Source organism: Acinetobacter sp. YH12142 (assembly GCF_013418435.1).
Classification (GTDB): domain Bacteria; phylum Pseudomonadota; class Gammaproteobacteria; order Pseudomonadales; family Moraxellaceae; genus Acinetobacter; species Acinetobacter amyesii.
Window position 1 is genome coordinate 1 of sequence record NZ_VPCB01000008.1, and the last position, 18,992, is coordinate 18,992.

22 protein-coding genes and 1 pseudogene are annotated in these 18,992 nt (G+C 39.4%); 8 read left to right on the forward strand and 15 right to left on the reverse strand.

Features of this window, described 5'->3' with window-relative positions; all coding sequences use genetic code 11:
* Together FTU77_RS07965 and FTU77_RS07970 are read left to right on the forward strand one after the other, a co-directional pair.
* Nucleotides 1-89: pseudogene (locus tag FTU77_RS07965) on the forward strand (IS5/IS1182 family transposase); the annotation flags it as partial.
* Nucleotides 90-108: 19 nt separating this feature from the next.
* Complete coding sequence (locus FTU77_RS07970; RefSeq protein ID WP_180055492.1) at nt 109-1,146, forward strand: SIR2 family protein; 1,038 nt, start codon at nt 109-111, stop codon at nt 1,144-1,146.
* 106 nt (nt 1,147-1,252) lie between these two features.
* Here FTU77_RS07970 and FTU77_RS07975 read toward each other — a convergent pair whose 3' ends face one another.
* The 6 genes from FTU77_RS07975 to def form a co-directional block, all read right to left on the reverse strand.
* On the reverse strand, nt 1,253-1,621 hold the full coding sequence (locus FTU77_RS07975; protein WP_180055493.1) for an endonuclease domain-containing protein: 369 nt from the start codon (nt 1,619-1,621) through the stop codon (nt 1,253-1,255).
* 160 nt (nt 1,622-1,781) lie between these two features.
* Nucleotides 1,782-2,822 (reverse strand): molecular chaperone DnaJ, encoded by a 1,041-nt coding sequence (locus FTU77_RS07980; RefSeq protein ID WP_180055494.1) that lies wholly within the window; start codon nt 2,820-2,822, stop codon nt 1,782-1,784.
* 90 nt (nt 2,823-2,912) lie between these two features.
* Nucleotides 2,913-3,149 carry a hypothetical protein gene (locus tag FTU77_RS07985; protein ID WP_180055495.1) on the reverse strand — a complete coding sequence of 79 codons (237 nt, stop codon included), beginning with the start codon at nt 3,147-3,149 and terminating at the stop codon, nt 2,913-2,915.
* Complete coding sequence (locus FTU77_RS07990; RefSeq protein ID WP_180055496.1) at nt 3,139-3,291, reverse strand: hypothetical protein; 153 nt, start codon at nt 3,289-3,291, stop codon at nt 3,139-3,141. Before FTU77_RS07990 ends, FTU77_RS07985 begins: the two co-directional genes overlap by 11 nt.
* Nucleotides 3,292-3,308: 17 nt before the next feature.
* Nucleotides 3,309-4,520 (reverse strand): GGDEF domain-containing protein, encoded by a 1,212-nt coding sequence (locus FTU77_RS07995; protein ID WP_180055497.1) that lies wholly within the window; start codon nt 4,518-4,520, stop codon nt 3,309-3,311.
* Between the two features lie 189 nt (nt 4,521-4,709).
* Entirely contained in the window at nt 4,710-5,192 is a 483-nt protein-coding gene (gene def / locus FTU77_RS08000) for a peptide deformylase (RefSeq protein ID WP_180055498.1), read from the reverse strand.
* Nucleotides 5,193-5,934: 742 nt separating this feature from the next.
* On the opposite strand from def, the gene FTU77_RS08005 reads away from it, so the two are divergent.
* Nucleotides 5,935-7,215: an MFS transporter gene (locus FTU77_RS08005; RefSeq protein WP_180055499.1), complete on the forward strand. Its 1,281-nt coding sequence runs from the start codon at nt 5,935-5,937 to the stop codon at nt 7,213-7,215.
* Nucleotides 7,216-7,269: 54 nt separating this feature from the next.
* On the opposite strand, the gene FTU77_RS08010 is transcribed toward FTU77_RS08005, so the two are convergent.
* From FTU77_RS08010 to pnuC, 4 genes are all read right to left on the reverse strand, one after another.
* On the reverse strand, nt 7,270-7,767 hold the full coding sequence (locus FTU77_RS08010; RefSeq protein ID WP_078192225.1) for a DUF2505 family protein: 498 nt from the start codon (nt 7,765-7,767) through the stop codon (nt 7,270-7,272).
* Nucleotides 7,768-7,944: 177 nt separating this feature from the next.
* Entirely contained in the window at nt 7,945-8,118 is a 174-nt protein-coding gene (locus tag FTU77_RS08015) for a hypothetical protein (RefSeq protein ID WP_180011477.1), read from the reverse strand.
* A 423-nt stretch (nt 8,119-8,541) separates the two neighbouring features.
* A complete protein-coding gene (locus tag FTU77_RS08020; RefSeq protein ID WP_180007552.1) occupies nt 8,542-8,841 on the reverse strand; it encodes a hypothetical protein in 300 nt (99 codons plus the stop codon).
* 77 nt (nt 8,842-8,918) lie between these two features.
* Complete coding sequence (pnuC, locus tag FTU77_RS08025) at nt 8,919-9,503, reverse strand: nicotinamide riboside transporter PnuC (protein WP_180055500.1); 585 nt, start codon at nt 9,501-9,503, stop codon at nt 8,919-8,921.
* Between the two features lie 222 nt (nt 9,504-9,725).
* Here pnuC and FTU77_RS08030 point away from each other — a divergent pair, with 222 nt between their 5' ends.
* The 3 genes from FTU77_RS08030 to FTU77_RS08040 are packed head-to-tail and all read left to right on the forward strand — an operon-like array spanning nt 9,726 to nt 12,070.
* A complete protein-coding gene (locus tag FTU77_RS08030) occupies nt 9,726-10,511 on the forward strand; it encodes a crotonase/enoyl-CoA hydratase family protein (protein WP_180055501.1) in 786 nt (261 codons plus the stop codon).
* 54 nt (nt 10,512-10,565) lie between these two features.
* Nucleotides 10,566-11,456 (forward strand): alpha/beta fold hydrolase, encoded by an 891-nt coding sequence (locus tag FTU77_RS08035; protein WP_180055502.1) that lies wholly within the window; start codon nt 10,566-10,568, stop codon nt 11,454-11,456.
* A 50-nt stretch (nt 11,457-11,506) separates the two neighbouring features.
* Nucleotides 11,507-12,070 carry a TetR/AcrR family transcriptional regulator gene (locus FTU77_RS08040; protein ID WP_180055503.1) on the forward strand — a complete coding sequence of 188 codons (564 nt, stop codon included), beginning with the start codon at nt 11,507-11,509 and terminating at the stop codon, nt 12,068-12,070.
* On the opposite strand, the gene FTU77_RS08045 is transcribed toward FTU77_RS08040, so the two are convergent.
* A complete protein-coding gene (locus FTU77_RS08045) occupies nt 12,052-12,540 on the reverse strand; it encodes a hypothetical protein (protein WP_168379275.1) in 489 nt (162 codons plus the stop codon). The genes FTU77_RS08040 and FTU77_RS08045 overlap by 19 nt on opposite strands.
* A gap of 436 nt (nt 12,541-12,976) precedes the next feature.
* Between FTU77_RS08045 and FTU77_RS08050 the strand changes: the two genes are divergently transcribed.
* Nucleotides 12,977-13,423, forward strand: coding sequence for a GNAT family N-acetyltransferase (locus tag FTU77_RS08050; protein ID WP_180055504.1), 447 nt, complete (start codon nt 12,977-12,979; stop codon nt 13,421-13,423).
* A gap of 126 nt (nt 13,424-13,549) precedes the next feature.
* On the opposite strand, the gene FTU77_RS08055 is transcribed toward FTU77_RS08050, so the two are convergent.
* From FTU77_RS08055 to FTU77_RS08070, 4 genes are all read right to left on the reverse strand, one after another.
* Nucleotides 13,550-15,394, reverse strand: coding sequence for a diguanylate cyclase domain-containing protein (locus FTU77_RS08055; protein WP_373685818.1), 1,845 nt, complete (start codon nt 15,392-15,394; stop codon nt 13,550-13,552).
* A gap of 139 nt (nt 15,395-15,533) precedes the next feature.
* Nucleotides 15,534-15,872: an FKBP-type peptidyl-prolyl cis-trans isomerase gene (locus tag FTU77_RS08060; protein WP_180055505.1), complete on the reverse strand. Its 339-nt coding sequence runs from the start codon at nt 15,870-15,872 to the stop codon at nt 15,534-15,536.
* Between the two features lie 505 nt (nt 15,873-16,377).
* Nucleotides 16,378-16,908, reverse strand: a complete 531-nt coding sequence (locus tag FTU77_RS08065) for a YaeQ family protein (protein ID WP_180055506.1) — start codon at nt 16,906-16,908, stop codon at nt 16,378-16,380.
* A 65-nt stretch (nt 16,909-16,973) separates the two neighbouring features.
* Nucleotides 16,974-17,987 (reverse strand): GTP-binding protein, encoded by a 1,014-nt coding sequence (locus tag FTU77_RS08070; protein ID WP_180055507.1) that lies wholly within the window; start codon nt 17,985-17,987, stop codon nt 16,974-16,976.
* Nucleotides 17,988-18,555: 568 nt separating this feature from the next.
* Between FTU77_RS08070 and FTU77_RS08075 the strand changes: the two genes are divergently transcribed.
* On the forward strand, nt 18,556-18,777 hold the full coding sequence (locus FTU77_RS08075) for a hypothetical protein (RefSeq protein ID WP_078191424.1): 222 nt from the start codon (nt 18,556-18,558) through the stop codon (nt 18,775-18,777).
* Nucleotides 18,778-18,992 lie beyond the last annotated feature (215 nt).

Below are 18,992 nucleotides of genomic sequence, written 5' to 3' on the forward strand. Positions count from 1 at the left end.
GAGGAATTGCCACAAGATACGATAAGCTAAAACGTAACTATCAAAGCGCTGTTGCTTTAGCTTGTATATTTATATGGTTGCCTCTTTAGCTCAATTTATCGGCTGTAAATGTCAACACACCCTAATAATTTAGTTTTTGAAAAAAAGGAAGATTGGATCATAAAAAGAAATGAACTAATCGTTGATTTAAAAGATCTATATAAAGACAGTGGAAAAGTTTCTCTTTTACTTGGAGCTGGGGTTTCGTGTAGTGCTAATCTACCAAGTTGGGATGAGTTAATTTCAAGTTTATTTATCACCTACTTAGTTAATAGTAGTAGTGATAATAAAGAATTAAGCACTATGCGTGCAGGTGAATATGTTGAAATCATTAAACATATAAGTAAAACCTTTTCAGAAAAATATTTAAAATCTGCTTTACTTTCAGCTCGATATTTACGCACAGGATTCTCTACTCAGAATCAAGATTCAAAAAGCTTTATGAAGGAATTACAAAGAACTCTTTATAATAAAGAAAGAAAACAATCTGAATTAATTAGTACAATCGGAAAATTGTGCATTCCGACTAGAACTGGTGCAAAAGTTAAATCTATTATTACTTATAATTTTGACAACTTAGTTGAACAACATTTATATAATATTAATTTAAAATATAAATCAATCTATCTTGATAACGATAAATATAGTAATGAACAATTACCCATATACCATGTTCATGGATTTATTCCAGAGAATATAGAATTAGAAAATGATGACTCATTCGAAAAAATGGATCTAATTTTTTCAGAAGAAGGTTATCACCGCATGTACTCCAACCCCTATCATTGGTCAAATTTAATCCAATTATCAATATTAAAAGAAAATACATGTATGATGATTGGCTTATCAATGGATGACCCAAATCTAAGACGATTACTCGAAATTGCACAAGCAGGCAATGAAAACATTCAACATTTTGCCTTTTTAAAACGTATTAGCATTTCTGAAATTTCAAAAAAAACTAAGAGTTCATCACCATTAGAATCATCATTTCTCGAAAGACATCATAATTTACAGGAATTAATGTTCTCTGAACTAGGAGTAAATATTATTTGGTTTGAGAAATTTGAAGAACTGCCTGAACTTCTGAATCAACTTTTAAATTAACTTACCTCCTTGCGAAGCAGTGCTTCTCATCCAATGAGGGAGCGTCACTTGAACTTATATTTGCATGAGTTTAGTAATGAATATTCCCTCTCCTTTTAGGAGAGGGTTAGGGAGAGGTTTGTTTTAATTCAGAACATCTCCGCCACAAATCATCCAACACCATATCCGTCCCACCCAACACATCATGGTTCCAATACCGAATCACCTTTAACCCCAAAGCCTCTAAAAACTTAGTACGTTCAGCATCATATTCAATCGCATCATCCATTCCATGCTGACTGCCATCCAACTCAATCACTAAACCAATTTCATGACAGTAAAAATCCACAATATAAGGTTTGATCACATGCTGACGGCGGAATTTAAGATTCATAAAACGCTTGGCACGGAGTATTTGCCACAACAGGTTTTCTGCATCGGTGGCGGTATGGCGCATGGTTTTGGCGAATTCTAATAATGCAGGGTCTATTTTCATTTTTTATTTTTCTCTTAATTATATTGTGAATATGTGATACGCAAAGAAATTCCCTCTCCTTCCAGGAGAGGGCTAGGGAGAGGTGCTTTTAAATATTTTTCATTATAACTTCAACCCTCACCCCGTCCCTCTCCCAAAGGGAGAGGGAGAAAAGCAAAATCTAAAGCACCCCATTCTCCAACAACACCTCCAACCCTTTCACCTTCTCCATATATTTCAAACGTTCCTTTTCCCATTTCACTTGCTCTTTCAATACCGAAACATCGCCATCAATCACCTTATACACATCTTTCACCTGCATATTTTTCGGCTTCGGTTTTTCACTCCAGTGAAAGCTATCCGTGATGTCATCAATCTGACTGGCTAGGCGTTGGCTTTGTGCTTCTAGCGCCATTTGATAAAACTTTAAATGTTCATCAGTTAAGGCTTTAGGGCTTTTGCCTTTATTGGTTTCAAGCTGTAATTGCAGCTTTAATAAATAAAACAAATCCTGTGCTTCATGAGCTTGGTTCACCACTTGCAGCAACTCTGTTTTTTCTGCTTTTTTAGCTTCATCAGGCTCACGGTCAGGGTGAATCATGGCAGTGATTTTTAAATACACAGTTTTCAGTGATTGGTTCACTAACTTTTCAGCTTGCTCACGTTTTTGCGCAAGTCGTTTACGCTGATGCTCTTTTTTCTCACGTTGATATTGTTCGCTGTCCCATTCTTCATAAGACTCATGTTGTTCTGCAGCGTCCAGTTCTATATCAACATGACTATTTGTGTTTAGCTGTTCTGCTTGTGCTGACTTGCCCTTTTTATTTGGCTTTTGATTATGTGCATGATGCTGCTGATAAAAAGCATCTACTTCAGTGACTTTTTCAAGTTCGGCTGTATTTAAGTAATTGGATTTTTTCAACTGCTTTGCCAATTTCGCAAGCTTCACATCGAGCTGAGCTAAATCCGCTTTAGCAAAGTCTTCTTGCTGTAGATGCTGCCAAAGCTGCCCAAGCTGACGAAAGTAGACTACATGCAAATCACGATAGATCGGCACAAGTTTGAGTTGAATATAACTCTGAATTTCACTTTTGGCATTTTTCCAAAGCGTTAAATCTTGTTTTTGCTGTTCAATTTGCTCAATCAGTTTATTCAGCTTTTTATGCTGTGGGGATAAAGCTTCAGCACTCGGGAGTAGACTGACTTTTAGCTCAAAAGACATAAGCAAATTTAACGCAAAAAGAAAATTATAGCCGATCTAAGCACTAAACTTATGAGCACCTTGTATAAATCAACAATGGACTTTTATCCATTAACGCTCAAACCGTTGTAAATATTGACTCAACTCTTCTCGAACAACCACCTCATGTCCTGCATGACTTCGACTTTGCTCCAAGAGATGCTCTGAGTCGATCACTGCCACGCGATGACCATCTGCAATTAAACGATCTACGCCTTCAAAGAGCATTCGAACACCAACATCGTGTATCAAAGAAATATTGGTCAGGTCTAAAACGATATGGTTCTTCGCAACAGGTTCATTCTGCAATAGTCGCTGCCTCATTACAGATGAAGCGCTGTTGAACACATTTTTGTACCCACGCCGCTAAGCCATGATCAAAATGAATATTCCGTTGCTCAGTCTGAAAGTGGAGCTGCGCTAATCCGAGCTGAAATTGTAATTGCTGCATCGCTATCTTTTAAGTTTTTAATCTTCTGCCAAGTTTAACTCACGAAAGCTACGCACTTGGTTACGTCCTTGTTGCTTTGCCATGTACAGCGCTTGATCGGCCATACGCGTGACCACAGCAGACGGTGTCCCCTCAATCGCAGTTGCTACACCGAAACTTGCACTAATCTTCAACATTTGATGGTTGGCTATCATAGTTTCAGCTTCAGAAATGGCCAATCGACAGCGTTCAGCGACCTCTATCGCCTGCTCTAAACTCTGATTTTTTAGAATTAAAATGAATTCTTCACCGCCATAACGCCCAACCACATCTTGTACACGAGTATTGTCATTTAAAATTTGAGCAACACGTTGTAAAACGGCATCTCCTGCATCATGTCCATATTGGTCATTGATCAATTTAAAATGGTCGAGATCAAGCAAAACGACTGCAAATTCAGGCCGTGTCTGTTTGCTGAGCGTATCAAGTTCATGACTGACATAACGACGGTTAAACACATTGGTCAGGCCATCGACACGGCTGAGGACTTCCATCTTTTGTTCACGGTGTCGCCACTGTAAAAGCAAAATCTGAAAAAACACTGCACTCACAATCAATATGGGTAAATACAACTCCGCCATACTCATGAGCCAAAAGGCATTGTCGTAAAACTCACTCTGTTTTAAAGCCGGGCTGAAAATCGGTGCATATTCTAGATGGTCAATCGAAGTTTGATAGCAAATGTAGCCAATAAACAGTGTGATCGGAAATGTAATACTGAGCATAATTGCAGGACGATAAAAAACTAAACCGACCATCAACAAATTGACTGTTCCCGCCATGGTGGCAGGACTATAGATCCCGATCATATAGCCACCATAGATCATGCCGATCCCAAACAGGACGGGCGCAAAATAGCTAAAAAACAGTCTAAAATTTAAATATTTTTTGAAATAAAGACTGAGTACTGCCAATACGCCATAACTGAGTAGGACTATACAAGCGACGATGATCCTGAACTTGAGTTCACTCGGATTAAACCAAATCCGATTGGTCGAATAATAAAAATTCATGATGCACCACTTCAACACGCTAACTTGACTCAGCATGCCAAAGATGAGAAGTAAACGCCCTTTATCGTAGTCAGACCAATTGATAATGAGATAGTCCGATTCAAACAAAAGATGCTTCAACTTACGCCATTGTACGCCCCATTTCGTACAGACAGCATTGCCCCAATTTTTCCCCATTAATCTTCTTTTTTATTTTATTATTTCGCTAGTTATACAAGGTTTTAGCTTCAAAAAGAAAGCCTATTTCACAGTTATAAGTGCAACATTTGAAGCCTTTAAACTTCACTTGCAACACTATTCAAATTACTTTTCCGCTATTTTTTTAGCTCAATTGGTCATTTTTATATTTTGAAATAACATGGTTTATTATTCTAAACGCTCGGTGAATAAAATCCCATTCAGATGATCGACCTCATGCTGTACGATCCGTGCGGGAAAACCATTCAGGGTTTTCTCTTTGACTTCACCTTGAAGCGTCAAATATCGCACGTGAATTTGCTCGGCTCTCGGGACTTGTCCTCGTGCATTCGGCACACTTAAGCAGCCTTCTTCACCCAAAACCGTGGTCGTAGATCGAGATGTAATCACTGGATTGACCATCACGATCGCCTCCATTTCAGGCGCATCGGGATAGCGTAAATTTGCACGTGAAGCCACGATAATCACCCGCTTAGAAACATAAATTTGCGGCGCCGCAATGCCTACGCCTTGACGCTCAAGCATGGTGGCATGCAGTGTTTCGCTCAATGCAATTAACCATGCAGAACCTATTTCAGACGCTTGCACCTCTGCGGCAGTTAGCGTCAAAATCGCTTCTCCACGCTGCGCAACAGCAGCAATATGACTCATGTATTTATCCTTTTTTAAGTCTAGCGGGCTTAAATTATTTAACTGATGTAACGCACGTAAAAGTAATTTCACAATTTTAAAATGATATTTAAGTTTATTCGACGGAGTCTTACATCTAGGATTTAAATAAAGGGATTAGCCTTCGGCTGGAGGTACTCTTACGAAACGTTGTTTCTCATTCGGCAAAATGAGAAGCAAAGCTTCGCAAGGAAACCATCTTGCGGTGCAATGCACCTCACCGACAAAACTCGTTCACTAGTATCAAATTATTCAAAGTATCGCAAAAACTTTTTTGATTAGAAGGAGTCCTGTCTCAAACACTTGCGGATGACGTTACCGCTTATCATTCTTTCATTTGAATCAAATTACGCTTCTGATGTTACTGCGTAACATCAGTTATTTAAAAAAAAACAACCATGCAATATGCATTATTATCGGTTCTGAGTATAAAACAACGGCATGCTATGGCTTTGAATCTTTTATGGTTTATATAGAGCACAAAGTAAAATAGCAGATCACACCACCCTATACTATTGATATTTATCATTTATATTCCAAGATTTAACGCCATCCATCACCAATCATTCTTTAAGTTAATGCGACTTTATCTATATTATTTTGTTCTTAATTCACGATATTTTCATAACTATAAGTTTTTAATAAGGCAACAAAGTTTGATTATTCAATAAAAATTTGAATCACTAAAATCCTCAAATGCTATTTGCTGCTGGAAAATATTTGCATGGAAGCTCAGCCACGCCTGACTCGTCAAGATAAACGTACCCTCGGACTGTCATCCCTCGGTGGCGCACTCGAGTTTTATGACTTTGTCATTTATGTGTTTTACGCCAAAATTATTTCGGAACTGTTTTTCCCCACTGGACTCAGTCCATTTTGGGCGATGCTGAATACTTACGGTATTTTTGCAGCCGGATATTTTTTCCGCCCATTGGGTGGTGTGGTGATGGCGCATTTTGGCGATTTGATTGGTCGTAAGCGTTTATTTAGTTTGTCTATTTTACTCATGGCTCTGCCTACACTGATGATCGGTGTGATGCCAACTTTTGAAAGTATTGGCTATGCAGCACCACTTTTGCTCCTACTGATGCGTGTGATTCAAGGCATCGCGATTGGTGGTGAAATCCCTGCGGCATGGACTTTTGTTTCAGAGCATGTGCCTGAGCAAAAAATTGGGATTGCCAATGGTCTACTCACTGCCGGCTTATCTTTGGGTATCCTATTGGGCGCACTGATGTCATTGTTTATTTCATTACAATTTACAGAGTCAGAAATCCATGACTGGGCATGGCGGATTCCATTTATTCTAGGCGGGATCTTTGGTTTTGTTGCGCTCTATCTCCGCAGTTATTTAAAAGAAACGCCTGTATTTAAAGCCATGCAAGAAAAGAAACAATTGGCTAAAGAGCTTCCAGTAAAACAAGTGCTGCAACAACACAAAACAGGCGTTGTGATTGGTATGCTGTTTACATGGTTCTTAACCGGCTGTGTTGTTGTGCTGATTTTAGCGATGCCAAATTTACTCACGGGCGCCTTTGGTTTTGAGCGTGCCGATGCCTTTAAAATGCAAAGTGCCGCTATTGTGATGCAAATGGTCGGTTGTATCTTGGCAGGTCTTTTGGCAGATCGCTTCGGTGCGGGTAAAGTGATGCTGTTCGGTTCACTCCTTGTCGCAATAATCGCGGGCGTGTTCTATAACAGCTTGGGTCATGTGGCAGCATCGACCGTGTTTGCGCTCTATATGCTGCTCGGTTTGGCATCAGGTACGGTTGGTATGGTGTCTTATAGTATGGTGAAAATGTTCCCTGCACAGATTCGTTTCTCGGGCATTTCATTTTCATACAATTTGGCCTATGCCATCGCGGGTGGTATCACCTTGCCATTGGTTCAATGGTTGAGTTTATACAGCAACATTGGCGCCATGTATTATATTTGGACCGTCTGTTTGGTGACCTTCTTTACTGCGATGCTCTATCGTCAACGTTTTGAAAAAACATCTCATTAAAATAATAAAAAAAGCGGTCAATGACCGCTTTTTTTAAATCTCTTTCAAATCAATTCAGGCTTTTAAATTTTTACGCAATTCATCTTCTACAATTTCAATCTCAAGCTGACTAAAACGACGAATTTCACCTTCTGCATGTTTTTCAAGTAATCCACCAATCAGTGGAACTTTGACTTTCACCGTCCAGTCCAAATTGAAACTCACTTGTGTTGCATCACCACTGACACTTCGTTTACAACTGGCTTCGAGCGGTAGGTTCGGATCTAGTTTGACGTCAGATGTTAATGCCGCCAAATTACTAATATCCGTACGTTTCAGACGAAACGCATCTTTTAAAAACTTCTTGGCAATATCTGGAATATTTACATCAAGGTTATAGGCACGTTTTAAGGTATACATATCGCCTGTTTTTTTTGATTCTAAAATTTCTAGATTTTCACCCGGTATGCGTTTGCACACCGCTTCATGCAAGCTGATATCTGCGGCTAGTCGTTTAAAATCTTCAAGTGAAACGCCATGAATTGTGGCATTGACGGTAAATTGATGTGCCATTCTCGTAATCCTTAAGGTCAATATTGGTTTTATTGTTTTATTTCGCCCAGTCTACAGTTGCTAAAACTGTGCTTTTAATTAAATCGAAAAGCGTTATGGCTGTCATTGACCTGAAACCAAGCTAGAAAAACAGAATTGCCATACAGCAACTCATTGGACTCTGCCTTAAAGGACTTTTTAATAGATTTGCCCATGCTTATCTTTAAACTCGAGCTGAAATTCCCAGCCCGCATCGATTTTTAAATACATCCCTGCATAGGACAACTTTGCGTACCAATGACCGAAGCCGAGGCTAAAAATATCAAAGCTGGCTTGTTCAGGCAGCTGTTGTATTGGTTTTGCATGTATCAAAGCGCTGGGTTCATAAGACGTGCAGTGCGAGCCATAATGATGAAAAAGTTCAATACATAGCTGATTAACTGATGTTATGCAGTAACCATCAAAGCGCAATTTACTTCAAATAAAAGAACGATACGCGGTAAGGTCATCCGCAAGTGTTTGAGACAGGACTACTTCTAATCAAAAATGTTTTTGCGATGCTTTGAATAATTTGACGGTAGTGAACGAGTTTTGTCGGTGAGGTGATTGCACCGCAAGATGGTTTCTTTACGAAGCACGCTTCTCATTTTGCCGAATGAGAAACAATGTTCCGTAAGAGTACCTCCAGCCGAAGGCTAATCCCTTTATTCAATCTTTAGATGTAAGACTCCGTCGAATAGACTTAAAAATCATTTTAAAAGTGCATAAGTACTTTTACGTGCGTAACATCAGTTGTTAATTTAAGATCATGCTATGCACCACACCATCCCGATCACGGTGTACCAATTTGATTACTTGTGAATAATCGATCAAAACGCTTTGGTGTTTGTAACTGATTTGGATGCCGTATTCATCTGCACCATCATCCAAACCGCTGATGCTACATTGCGTGCCTTGTGGAAATGCATTGAGCCATTCAGCGTTATACACATCTGCTATTTGTTCAAACTGAAAAAAGCTCGCTTTTTGCTGCAATAGAAACCCAGCTTGTCGATCAAAACGCAGTTGCTGCTCAAGTTGAAAGTCGATAATCATGACTCTGCACGCTCTTTACTTATTCATCGGGTTCGGAATCGGCTATTAAAAGTAGCTTTGCCATCACCCAATGATCCTTATAAAGCTTTCATCGCCTGTTGCTGCTGTTTATTTTTGACTTGTGTCCATTGCCACCAACCAAATGCCGCCAAGCCCACAAAACCAGCATACAACGCCGCAGTGAGATACAGGTCTTTGTATATAAACATACCCACATAGATAATATCGACAAATACCCAAAGCACCCAAGTGGCAATATGTTTCCGACTGGTCCAATACGTTGCAAGTAAGCTAAATGCGGCCAATTGTGCATCCAAAATCGGCACGGCTGCATCGGTAAAATAGTGCAGGCTTAAACCAAAAATCAAACCGCCCACCGCAGCTAAGAGCATTTGAACGATCACAATTTTGGTCGCAATCGGTTCAATACGAATGTCGTGGTCTTGTTGTTTGCCCTTCAACCAATGATAAAAACCATAGAAGTTCACCACTACAAAGAAAAACTGCAAAATGGTTTCGCCATAAAGTTTGTAGGTATAAAACAGGTAGGCATACAGCAAAAAAGCTGCAAAGTTAAACCACCAACACCACATATTTCGCTTAATGGTTAAAGTCACCCCGATTAAGCTAATAATGACTGCAAAAATTTCTAAGTTTGACATGGTTGATTGGGCCTTAAAAAAGCTGCAGCTATTATGGAAAAAATCAGCCCAAAGGCAAGCTCTACCCCACACTATTTCATATCAACTCTGTAAATTTTAAATCAAACCATTCATCCAACTTACTTTGATTTTGATGTATTGAACGCATCAGTTTTGACAGTTTTCTAACAATCGTTTAAAAACTTAGGTATGCCTAAAGAATAATCAGAAGGAATCATCCAAATGTCAGAACAACAAGGTCGTGTAAGTCGAGAAATCCATGGTCATCTTTATTTAATCGGTTTGGACCGTGCAGATAAACGAAATGCGTTTGACAGTCATTTAATTCATGACCTTTCACTGGCGCTCACTGAATATGAAGATGATCCAAATTTACGCTGTGCAGTGATTTTTGCTCATGGTGATCATTTTACTGCAGGTCTAGACTTGGTCGAACTACAACCCAAACTTGGCAGTGGACTGTTTAATTTTCCTGATCAGCAAATTAATCCGTGGGGAACCAACTCACGACAACGAAAAAAACCAGTTGTGGTCGCGGTACAAGGGTTCTGTTTTACAGCGGGTATTGAACTCATGCTGAATGCCGATATCGTGATCGCACAGCGTCACACGGAGTTTGCTCAAATGGAAGTGCAACGTGGCATTCTTCCCTTTGGTGGCGCAACAGTTCGCTTTGTGCAAGCAGCGGGTTGGAATAAAGCCATGCGCTATTTACTCACAGGTGAACGTTTCAATGCGCAAACGGCATATGACATGAACTTGGTGACTGAAATCACTGAGCAAGCGCCCTTATCTCGTGCAATAGAACTTGCAGAACAAATTGCACAGGCTGCACCACTGGCGGTTCAGGCAACACTCGCTGCAGCACAGCAAGGGGTGCATTTGGGAGCCGATGCTGCCTTTGCTCAATTGGATCAGCACTTACAACCACTACTAAAAACACAAGATGTACAAGACGGTGTGATGGCCATGCTACAACGTCGCGCAGCCAATTTTCAGGGCAAATAACCCTTTATTTAAACTGAATAAACCCTTTACGTCCTGCCTATCAAGAGAAAAATTATGTCAACGGATTTAGAACCAGCAGCGCAAGAAATACATAGTACACCCGTGAGTTTCCCTGCAACCGATGGTTATACGCTTTCAGGCGTTGAATATCGGCCTAATACTGCCGCTAAGGCCAATATTATTATTTCAAGTGCGACAGGTGTACCTCAACAATTTTACCGTCGTTTTGCCGAGTATGCCGCAGGACTCGGTTATCAAGTACTGACTTTTGATTATCGTGGTATAGGACGTTCTGCACCGTCAAAACTTAAAGGCTTTAAGATGTCTTATCTTGACTGGGGACGTTATGACCTTTCTGGTGCCATAGCTTATATGCAACAACACGGTCAGGAAACTTTTCTAGTGGGACACTCCTATGGCGGCCAAGCACTAGGACTTACCTCAAATCATGATCAGATACGTGCCATGTATTGTTTTGGCACTGGCGCAGGTTGGCATGGCTATATGCCCTTTAAAGAAAAAATGAAAGTTCATGTGATGTGGAATATCGTTTTTCCGCCGATGGTTGCCATCAAAGGGTATTTGCCTTGGAGCAAACTCAATATGGGCGCTGACCTTCCTGTCGATGTCTATAAACAATGGCGCCGTTGGTGTAAAAACCCAACCTATTTCTTTGCCGACCCTGAGCTGAGTGAGCTATCTCAACAATATGCTGCAGTTCAAACGCCGATTTATGCGGTCGCTGCACTTGATGATGACTGGGCATTACCTAATTCACGACATGCTTTTATGCAACATTATGCGCAAGCATCAATGCACTATATCAATATTGAAGCGCAAGATTATGGTCTAAAACAGATTGGTCATATGGGATATTTCCGCAAAGGTGCTGAACTCTTATGGCAGGAAGTGATTGGAAGGTTTGATGAACTATTAGTCGCCTAGACCAATTTACTTCATACACATCACATTGATTTATTCGGATAGAGAGATACATGCGTCCACGGAAAAATACCTCAGAACATCTATTACTACAGTCAGCACACGCCTTTAAACGCTATGGCTATATAGGCTGCAGTATGGGGAAATTGGCTGAAGCCTGTGGACTCTCAAAAGCTGCGTTTTATTATGACTATCCGAATAAAGACGCTTTACTGATGGAAATTTTAAACCTGACGCATATAAAGTTACAACACAGTATTTTTCAGCAATTACAGCAAACTACTAAATCCCCTCAACAGGCTTTCTCGCACATCCATCAACTCGCCATCCAGTTTTTTAGCCAAGGTGGATTAGGTTGTTTAGTCGGGATATTAAGTATGGAACGGCAACATTTGCCTACCGAGATTTTTGCAAAATTGCAGTCCATCTTTCACGAGTGGCAACTCGCCTTTGAAGTGTTTTTTAAGCGATGCATGACCATCGAACACGCCGCTCAACTTGCCAAAGTCAGCTTGGCGGATTATGAAGGCGCTATTTTAATGGCCCGAATAACCGATGATTTGAGTTATCTCGATTTAGTCCAAGATCGCATTTTGCTTCAACTTGCGGAGTCTTGATAGCGATATTCAATTTTATGTTCTTCGCCAAAACGGTCGACATGTGTATAAAACTCACCGTATCGGCCTAAATAATACTCGAGTGATTGATTGTAAAAATTCCAATAAATCGACCATTCATTCAAATCTAATTGGCGAATTTGAGTTTTACAATTCACTGGCATGCGACGTAAAAAGACTTCTTGTAACTGCTCGGCTGCCTGTAGCGAATCTAATTTGTATTGTTGTTGAAAGAAAATTTCCGCAATATCATCAAAAAGTTGCTGTTCATATTCATCAACTTCAATGACCTGATCGACTTGGCGTATAGCATCATCATTCGATGCTAAAGAGATACTGTTAGATTTTTCTGGTGCTTGGTAGCGCGTATATTTTTGACGATATTTTTCTGTTTTTAGGATTTTTTTGACCACAATGCCCGCTGCAGACAACGCGATCAGAATACATATCACAATGAGAAAATTAACCATAATAACAACCTACTGCCGATGACGCGCATGCACATCTTGAATCATCGAATATTTTTATGGACTAATATAACGCACGATAACGTTTAAAATTCATACAAAATTATTTTAAAGCTGAAATTTGGCCTATTTTCTTTGCTAATTTATTTCAAACTATTACACCTGCTGAAATCATTGAGTATGTATACATTTCTAAAAGATCTATTATTACTTTAAAAACAGTATAGTTAGATGCATTTATGTGGTTATTTATCCATATTTAATGATTAATTTATAAATATACATTTGTAAATTTTGCAACAATTTTGAAATAAAAACCCAACCCAACGGCGCAATGGCAGCAAAAAAACATAAAACGCAACAATAAGCCTCTTTAAGCACAGGGCGATATCTTCTGAAATGGCAGGCTGTTGGAGTTTTTTTATAAAAAGAAAAAATTATGATACGCGAAGCACAAATCCAGGACATACCCGAAATTATTAACGTGATTCACAACAGCATTCGTTCATGTATCCAGGACCATCAACGTAATGAAAGTGTGATTCAAACTTGGCTTGAGGAGGCAAATCAATCAAATATCTTAATGTGGATGCTTTACAACGATAGTTGGGTCTACGTCAGTGACAATCGAGTGGTCGGCTTTATTTTAGTCAGTGATCAGGGACAAATTTTACTGAACTATATTTGCCCTGAACGTCAGTACCAAGGCATTGGTAAGGCGTTATTATTAAACATGATGCACTGTGTCCGGAAAAAGAATATTACCGAGATCAGTCTAGAAAGTACCCATACGGCACTCGCCTTTTACCAAAAATATGGCTTTGTCACACATCAGGATTTTGAGCCTGCTGATGTTCCGCTCAAATTGGTTAAACAGCTCTGTTAGTAGAGAGATAAAGTTCATAGAAGGATAGATTTTCAAACAGCATGAATTTGAGAGATGAATTTAAATGAGTATTGGCAATGGTACTAACAATAGCACCGCAAAGTTTTCACCGTTTACAACGGAGTATCAAGGCTTAAGTTGATCGCGTCCTGCCTGTTTGGCCATATATAAATAATGGTCTGCATGCTTCATTAAGGCTTCGATACTGTCGAAGTCATTCTGCTTATCCATCCATGCCATCCCCAAACTCAGTGTGACGTAATTTTTGTCATCACCCCGATTAACATGTTCAAGCTGTTCATTACGCATGGCTTCGAGTACCAATTGTAATTGCTCTTGGGCAATCGCATACGGAACATCATGCATCAATATGGCAAACTCCTCTCCCCCGTAGCGAGCCACATAGGCTGAACTTGGCAGAGTGTTTTGCATGGTTTTCACGATCTGCTGTAACACCTCATCGCCTTTGAGATGTCCATAGTGGTCATTATAATTTTTAAAATAATCGACATCTAACATGGCAAAGACCAATGTTCGATGGCTATGAAAACGGACCTCCGAATATAAGCGTTGAATTTCAGCATTCAGTGCACGGCGGTTGAATGCCCCCGTTAAGGCATCAATACGAATTTGTAGCTCTAATTTTTTATTCAGCTCATGGAGCTGTAAGGTGCGCTCTTTGACTTTCTGATCGAGTGAACTGTTTAGCTCAAGCAAACTATTATTCAACTGTTCCGTATGCATCGACTGCTGTGCATAATGGTGCGATTGCTGAAACATGATCAACAAGGCATACAAACTGGTTGAAATGAACGATAAATTGACTGAATCAATCAAATTCATCATCAGCAAAAAGTCGTTTAAAAAGGTAATGCACAGGAAAATAACCGCGATTAAATTTAATTTTGAATACGGTTCTTTCTTTTTCAGTGTTAGGTAAAAACCATAAGCAAAATTACTTAGAACAACGATCACATAGGCAAAACTGTAAGTTGCCAAAGGTTGAAAAATTTCAGGCGTCGAAACAAAAGTCACTGAAATATTCAACGACAACAGCAAAATCGCGATCTGATAATTTAAGGTAAATAAATAGCGACGACTGAGCAAGTGGATATAACTTAAAAAGAAAATCGATGCCAAATAGGTAAATAAGTATTCTAATCGCGTGCCCCACAACCAATTGATATCGGTAAAAGTGGTATAGGCATAAGGTGCTGAAAATAAATTATGGAGTGCTAAAAAGACAATAAATAAGCCAAACACCAAGTTACTTCGGCTATTGCGACCGCGTAAACCTCGGAAAACAGAAAATAGAATCGTAAATAATCCAACACCCAATACAGCTCCCGATACCATCCCAATACTCATCATTTGTCGTTGGAACTGGCGGTTTACCGTCTTGGCAATACCAATGCGCATTGGGTTTTCAAAACCGCCATGCATACTGTTAAAACTCGAAGCTTGAATGGTTAAGGTGAAATATTCATCTTGAGCGACGAAATAGGCAATTCGCGGCGCATTTTCCGTTTTTTGTTCTGCTTCAGTTTGTCCCACTTCACCCAAACGGACGATCACATCACCATTTAAAAATACCCGATACGCACCGTACTGATTTGGAATCAATATTGCGATACGACGGCCAATAAATTGTTTGGGGATTTGGAAATGTCCAGTAAATGTCCCAAAGCCTTTACTATCCCCTGTGATGTCTTTAAATGATACGGGAAGATAGACCGTTTGACCGACCAGAACTGAACTTGGAGAAGTTAAAAATTGATTTGGATAAAACAACCATTTGCCTTGCAATAGGCTACTGGTATCTTCTGTGAAGTAGATTTGGTTAACTTCGTTTTGATGCTTTAAATAAAATGATTTAGGCGCAGTTTCATACTGTGCTTGAACAGTCGATACAGTGAATGCCAATGTAAAAATAATAAAGGTAAAAACCCAGAACAATCTGGTACAAGGCAACTGTAAATACAATGGCTTTGATTCCTGCGTTTATACTCGAGTAATTATTCTAATCTACGGTAAAAGACAAAAATAACAACATCTATTTTATCCAATTGATCAATAACGTCCATGTCATTGATCTAAAACTATTGATCTATTAATCGCGAGTTTTTACGTCATACAATTCAATCTCAAAAATAAGATTTGAATTGGCAGGAATTACATTACCCATTTTACGCTCACCATAAGCCAAATGTGATGGTACGATTAACTTACGTTTACCACCGACTTTCATCCCCATGATGCCCTGATCCCAACCTTTAATTACACGGCCTGTACCAATCACCGTTTCAAAATAATTACCACGATCCAATGATGAATCAAATTTAGTACCATCTTCTAACCAACCAGTATAGTGAGTTGTAATCAAAGCACCTTTAACCGCCACTTTACCTTCGCCTACCACTAAGTCAATAATTTCTAATTCCGTGCTCATGCTCTCAACCTCAAATGCCGCAATCAAAATAAAGCCCTATTATAAACAGAATCAGTCTGAACATGATGCCCTTGAATGCGTTAGAACTTACCGATTCAAAGTTGAGAACACAATGATTTAGATCAGCATGCAAATAAACATTTACTAGTAAAGCTCACATGTCTTGAAACATTTAGGAGTATTCCGTTATCACTAAGATGCATTGGTAAGAAACGAATAAAAAATTTAAAGCGCTCTAAAAGTTTGAACGTTCATTGAATGAAGACGTTTATGCGGTAAAAACAACGCTATTTACAATGATAATAAAGAGGATTCATCCATGAGCATTACATAAATTGAGGCCTGGAAATTTTCCCGAATTAAATTTTTATTTTGGTTTTAGATTGACTGAGTTTCAAATCAACTTTTAAATTAACAGAATTGTATTAGCTGAAAAATAGTTATAGCAACAAGGATGCAAGCCTGAACTCACATCCATCGTGATGAGTTAAATCACATCAAATGCTTATTGCAATTGTGTCCATTCAATCACCGCTTGAGCTTTATCACCAATCAAAGTCCATTCGCCATCCATCACATTTAATTGTAAAGACATGGTTCGTTCGCATAACTCTTGAATGGCAGCTGTACTCGCTTCAGATAATTGCCAAATTTCAACATTCTTCAGGGTTTTCAGTTTGCTGTTGCGTTTGTACCATTCGTCTACTGAAGAACCATAGCTAATCACAGCAACGTGTGGGCAACGTGCACTGGCTTTTTTGACTTTGTCTTCGTCAGGGCAACCGACTTCAATCCATTTCACCAATTGACCTGTTAAATCTTTTTCCCACAGCGCTGGTTCGTCTGTTTCGAAAAGATCTTTGGTAAATTCTAATGCTTCATCTGCATAGCGTGCATATGCCAAGACACGTACCATCAAACGTTCAATCGTTTCAGAAGGATGCAAAGCCATCGTCAATTGATAATCACCATATTGGTGTACATCCATATTGGCAATGTTCAAATCTGCTTTATAAATTGTAGCTTTTAGCGCCATGGTAAAGTCCTCAAATTTGGCGCCTAGCATATAAGATTTAGCAAGCTTTTGCTGCGCTGATTTACTTATTTCTCAGCTTTCTCGGCATCGATACGACACTGCATTAAGCGATCTTCAAATTCGAGCCATTCACGTTCAGTTTGGTAAATAATTTCGACACGATTATCGATACTTTCCTCGCTCGACTGATAATTAAACTGATCGGGATTAAAGTTAAAGGTTTTCCAACCTTGGTCTGTCTGAAAAATACCTTTGATCCGTAGCCAATCTTGCTGCTCACAGAGTAAATCTAACAACTCAAAAAAGTCGAAGGTCCATCGTTTTGGGAGTTTCCAACCTGCGACACTATAGCCCTGAGCGGATTCAACATAATGATAAGGCAACTGTTTAATTTCTGTGGGCACATCGACCAGCATTTGCTTTTGTATCGCCAATAAAGGCTGAATTTTACGCGGACTTCCCACATAGGCGAGATCAATATTTGCCAGTTTTAAATCACCTTTTACAACATTGATCCATTGCTGCTGATACGGTAAATATGCTTGTTTGAGTCGTTCCAAACCAGCTTGATCGGCATCACTCATACAATCGACATGAGACACCACAACGATTTGTGCCACTTTGAGTTGATCGGCATACAGGTTTTGTGACGTCCAATCTTGATCATGTAAGCGTGAGCCATCGACCACGGTCACCAATGCTCGCATGGCTAAATGCGGATGCCAATGTGGCTCGGTCAATTGCTCCAAAAGTTGTCCCGGATGCCCTAAACCTGTCGGCTCAATAAACAGTCGGTCGGGTTTCACCTCTGACAATAATCGTGACAACGCAATTTGCATCGGCAGTTGACTGCTACAACATAGACAACCACCCAATAATTCCTTGACCGCAAAGCCCTGATCTTGCGGCAACATCTGTTGATCGACCCCGATTTGTCCAAACTCGTTCATCAGTACGGCCCAAGTTTCGCCCGCTGGCTTTTGCTTCAATAACTGCTGTAAAACTGTGGTTTTACCCGCACCTAAAAAGCCAGAAATAATATGAACAGGAATCGCACCGTGGGTAGAAACTAATTTCAAAAGTGAGTCACTCAAATAAATAGCCAATGATTAATGGCCTTTACCATAATGATTTCAAAAAAATGCTGCAAGCTTAGTGTTCATTTCTCTGTCTTCATTTTTCTAAAGCATAGATCAGCCTAGTATCCGAGGCATTGAATGATGATCTGGCTGTTAAACAGCCTGTTATTCCATTTGCATGAATGCATGACATATCTGGTCACACTTTATTGGCAAAGTTAACCCTTATATTAAAAAAAATGGTCATATCGAAAAGAATCCTTACATTTGGATTTTATCGAAATTTCTGGATTCTGCTTATTTAGGACATCGATGTAATCATCATGTAAACAATGAATGAATCATAAAGTCGATTTGGTCATTTTTTCTTGCAAAGTTAAATGAAGATTCCGATATTTTTTTTACATTTAAAACACAGGATGGACGGTTATGTATTCATCCAGTTAACCAGTCTGTTTCACTTTGTTGCTCGCATTGATCACTCGGTTTTCTCGATTTAGCATGAGCTCTCTCCTGATGGACGTGATGATCTTTTCAGGACTTACTAAAATATATAAGGATGCTCAAAATGAAATTAACTCAAATTTTACTTGCTTCTACTCTAGCTGCTGCAGCTGCAACAAGTTTTGCTGCGAGCAAAGATAAACAAGAAGCGCCTGAACAAGAAAAAGTCGTGGTTAGCACTCAAGAACAGCCAGCGACTGAAACAACTGCTGCTGAAGGTACTGCTGCTCAACCTGCTTCAGAAGCAAATGCTGAAGGTTCTGCACCAGCTCAACCTGCTCAGTAATAGACGGATAGCGTACTCCACACGCTAAATTCATTTAGTCTGCTGCTCAACATTTATCCCTCACTAATAAAATGTTGTGCTAAATGAATTAAAGTCGCCGGATCATTGAAAAATGGTTCGGCTTTTTTATGCTCAAAGCCACTGATTAATAGATTTTAATGATCGATAAATCATTCAAAATGATTGATGATTTTCATATAAATAAATATATATCA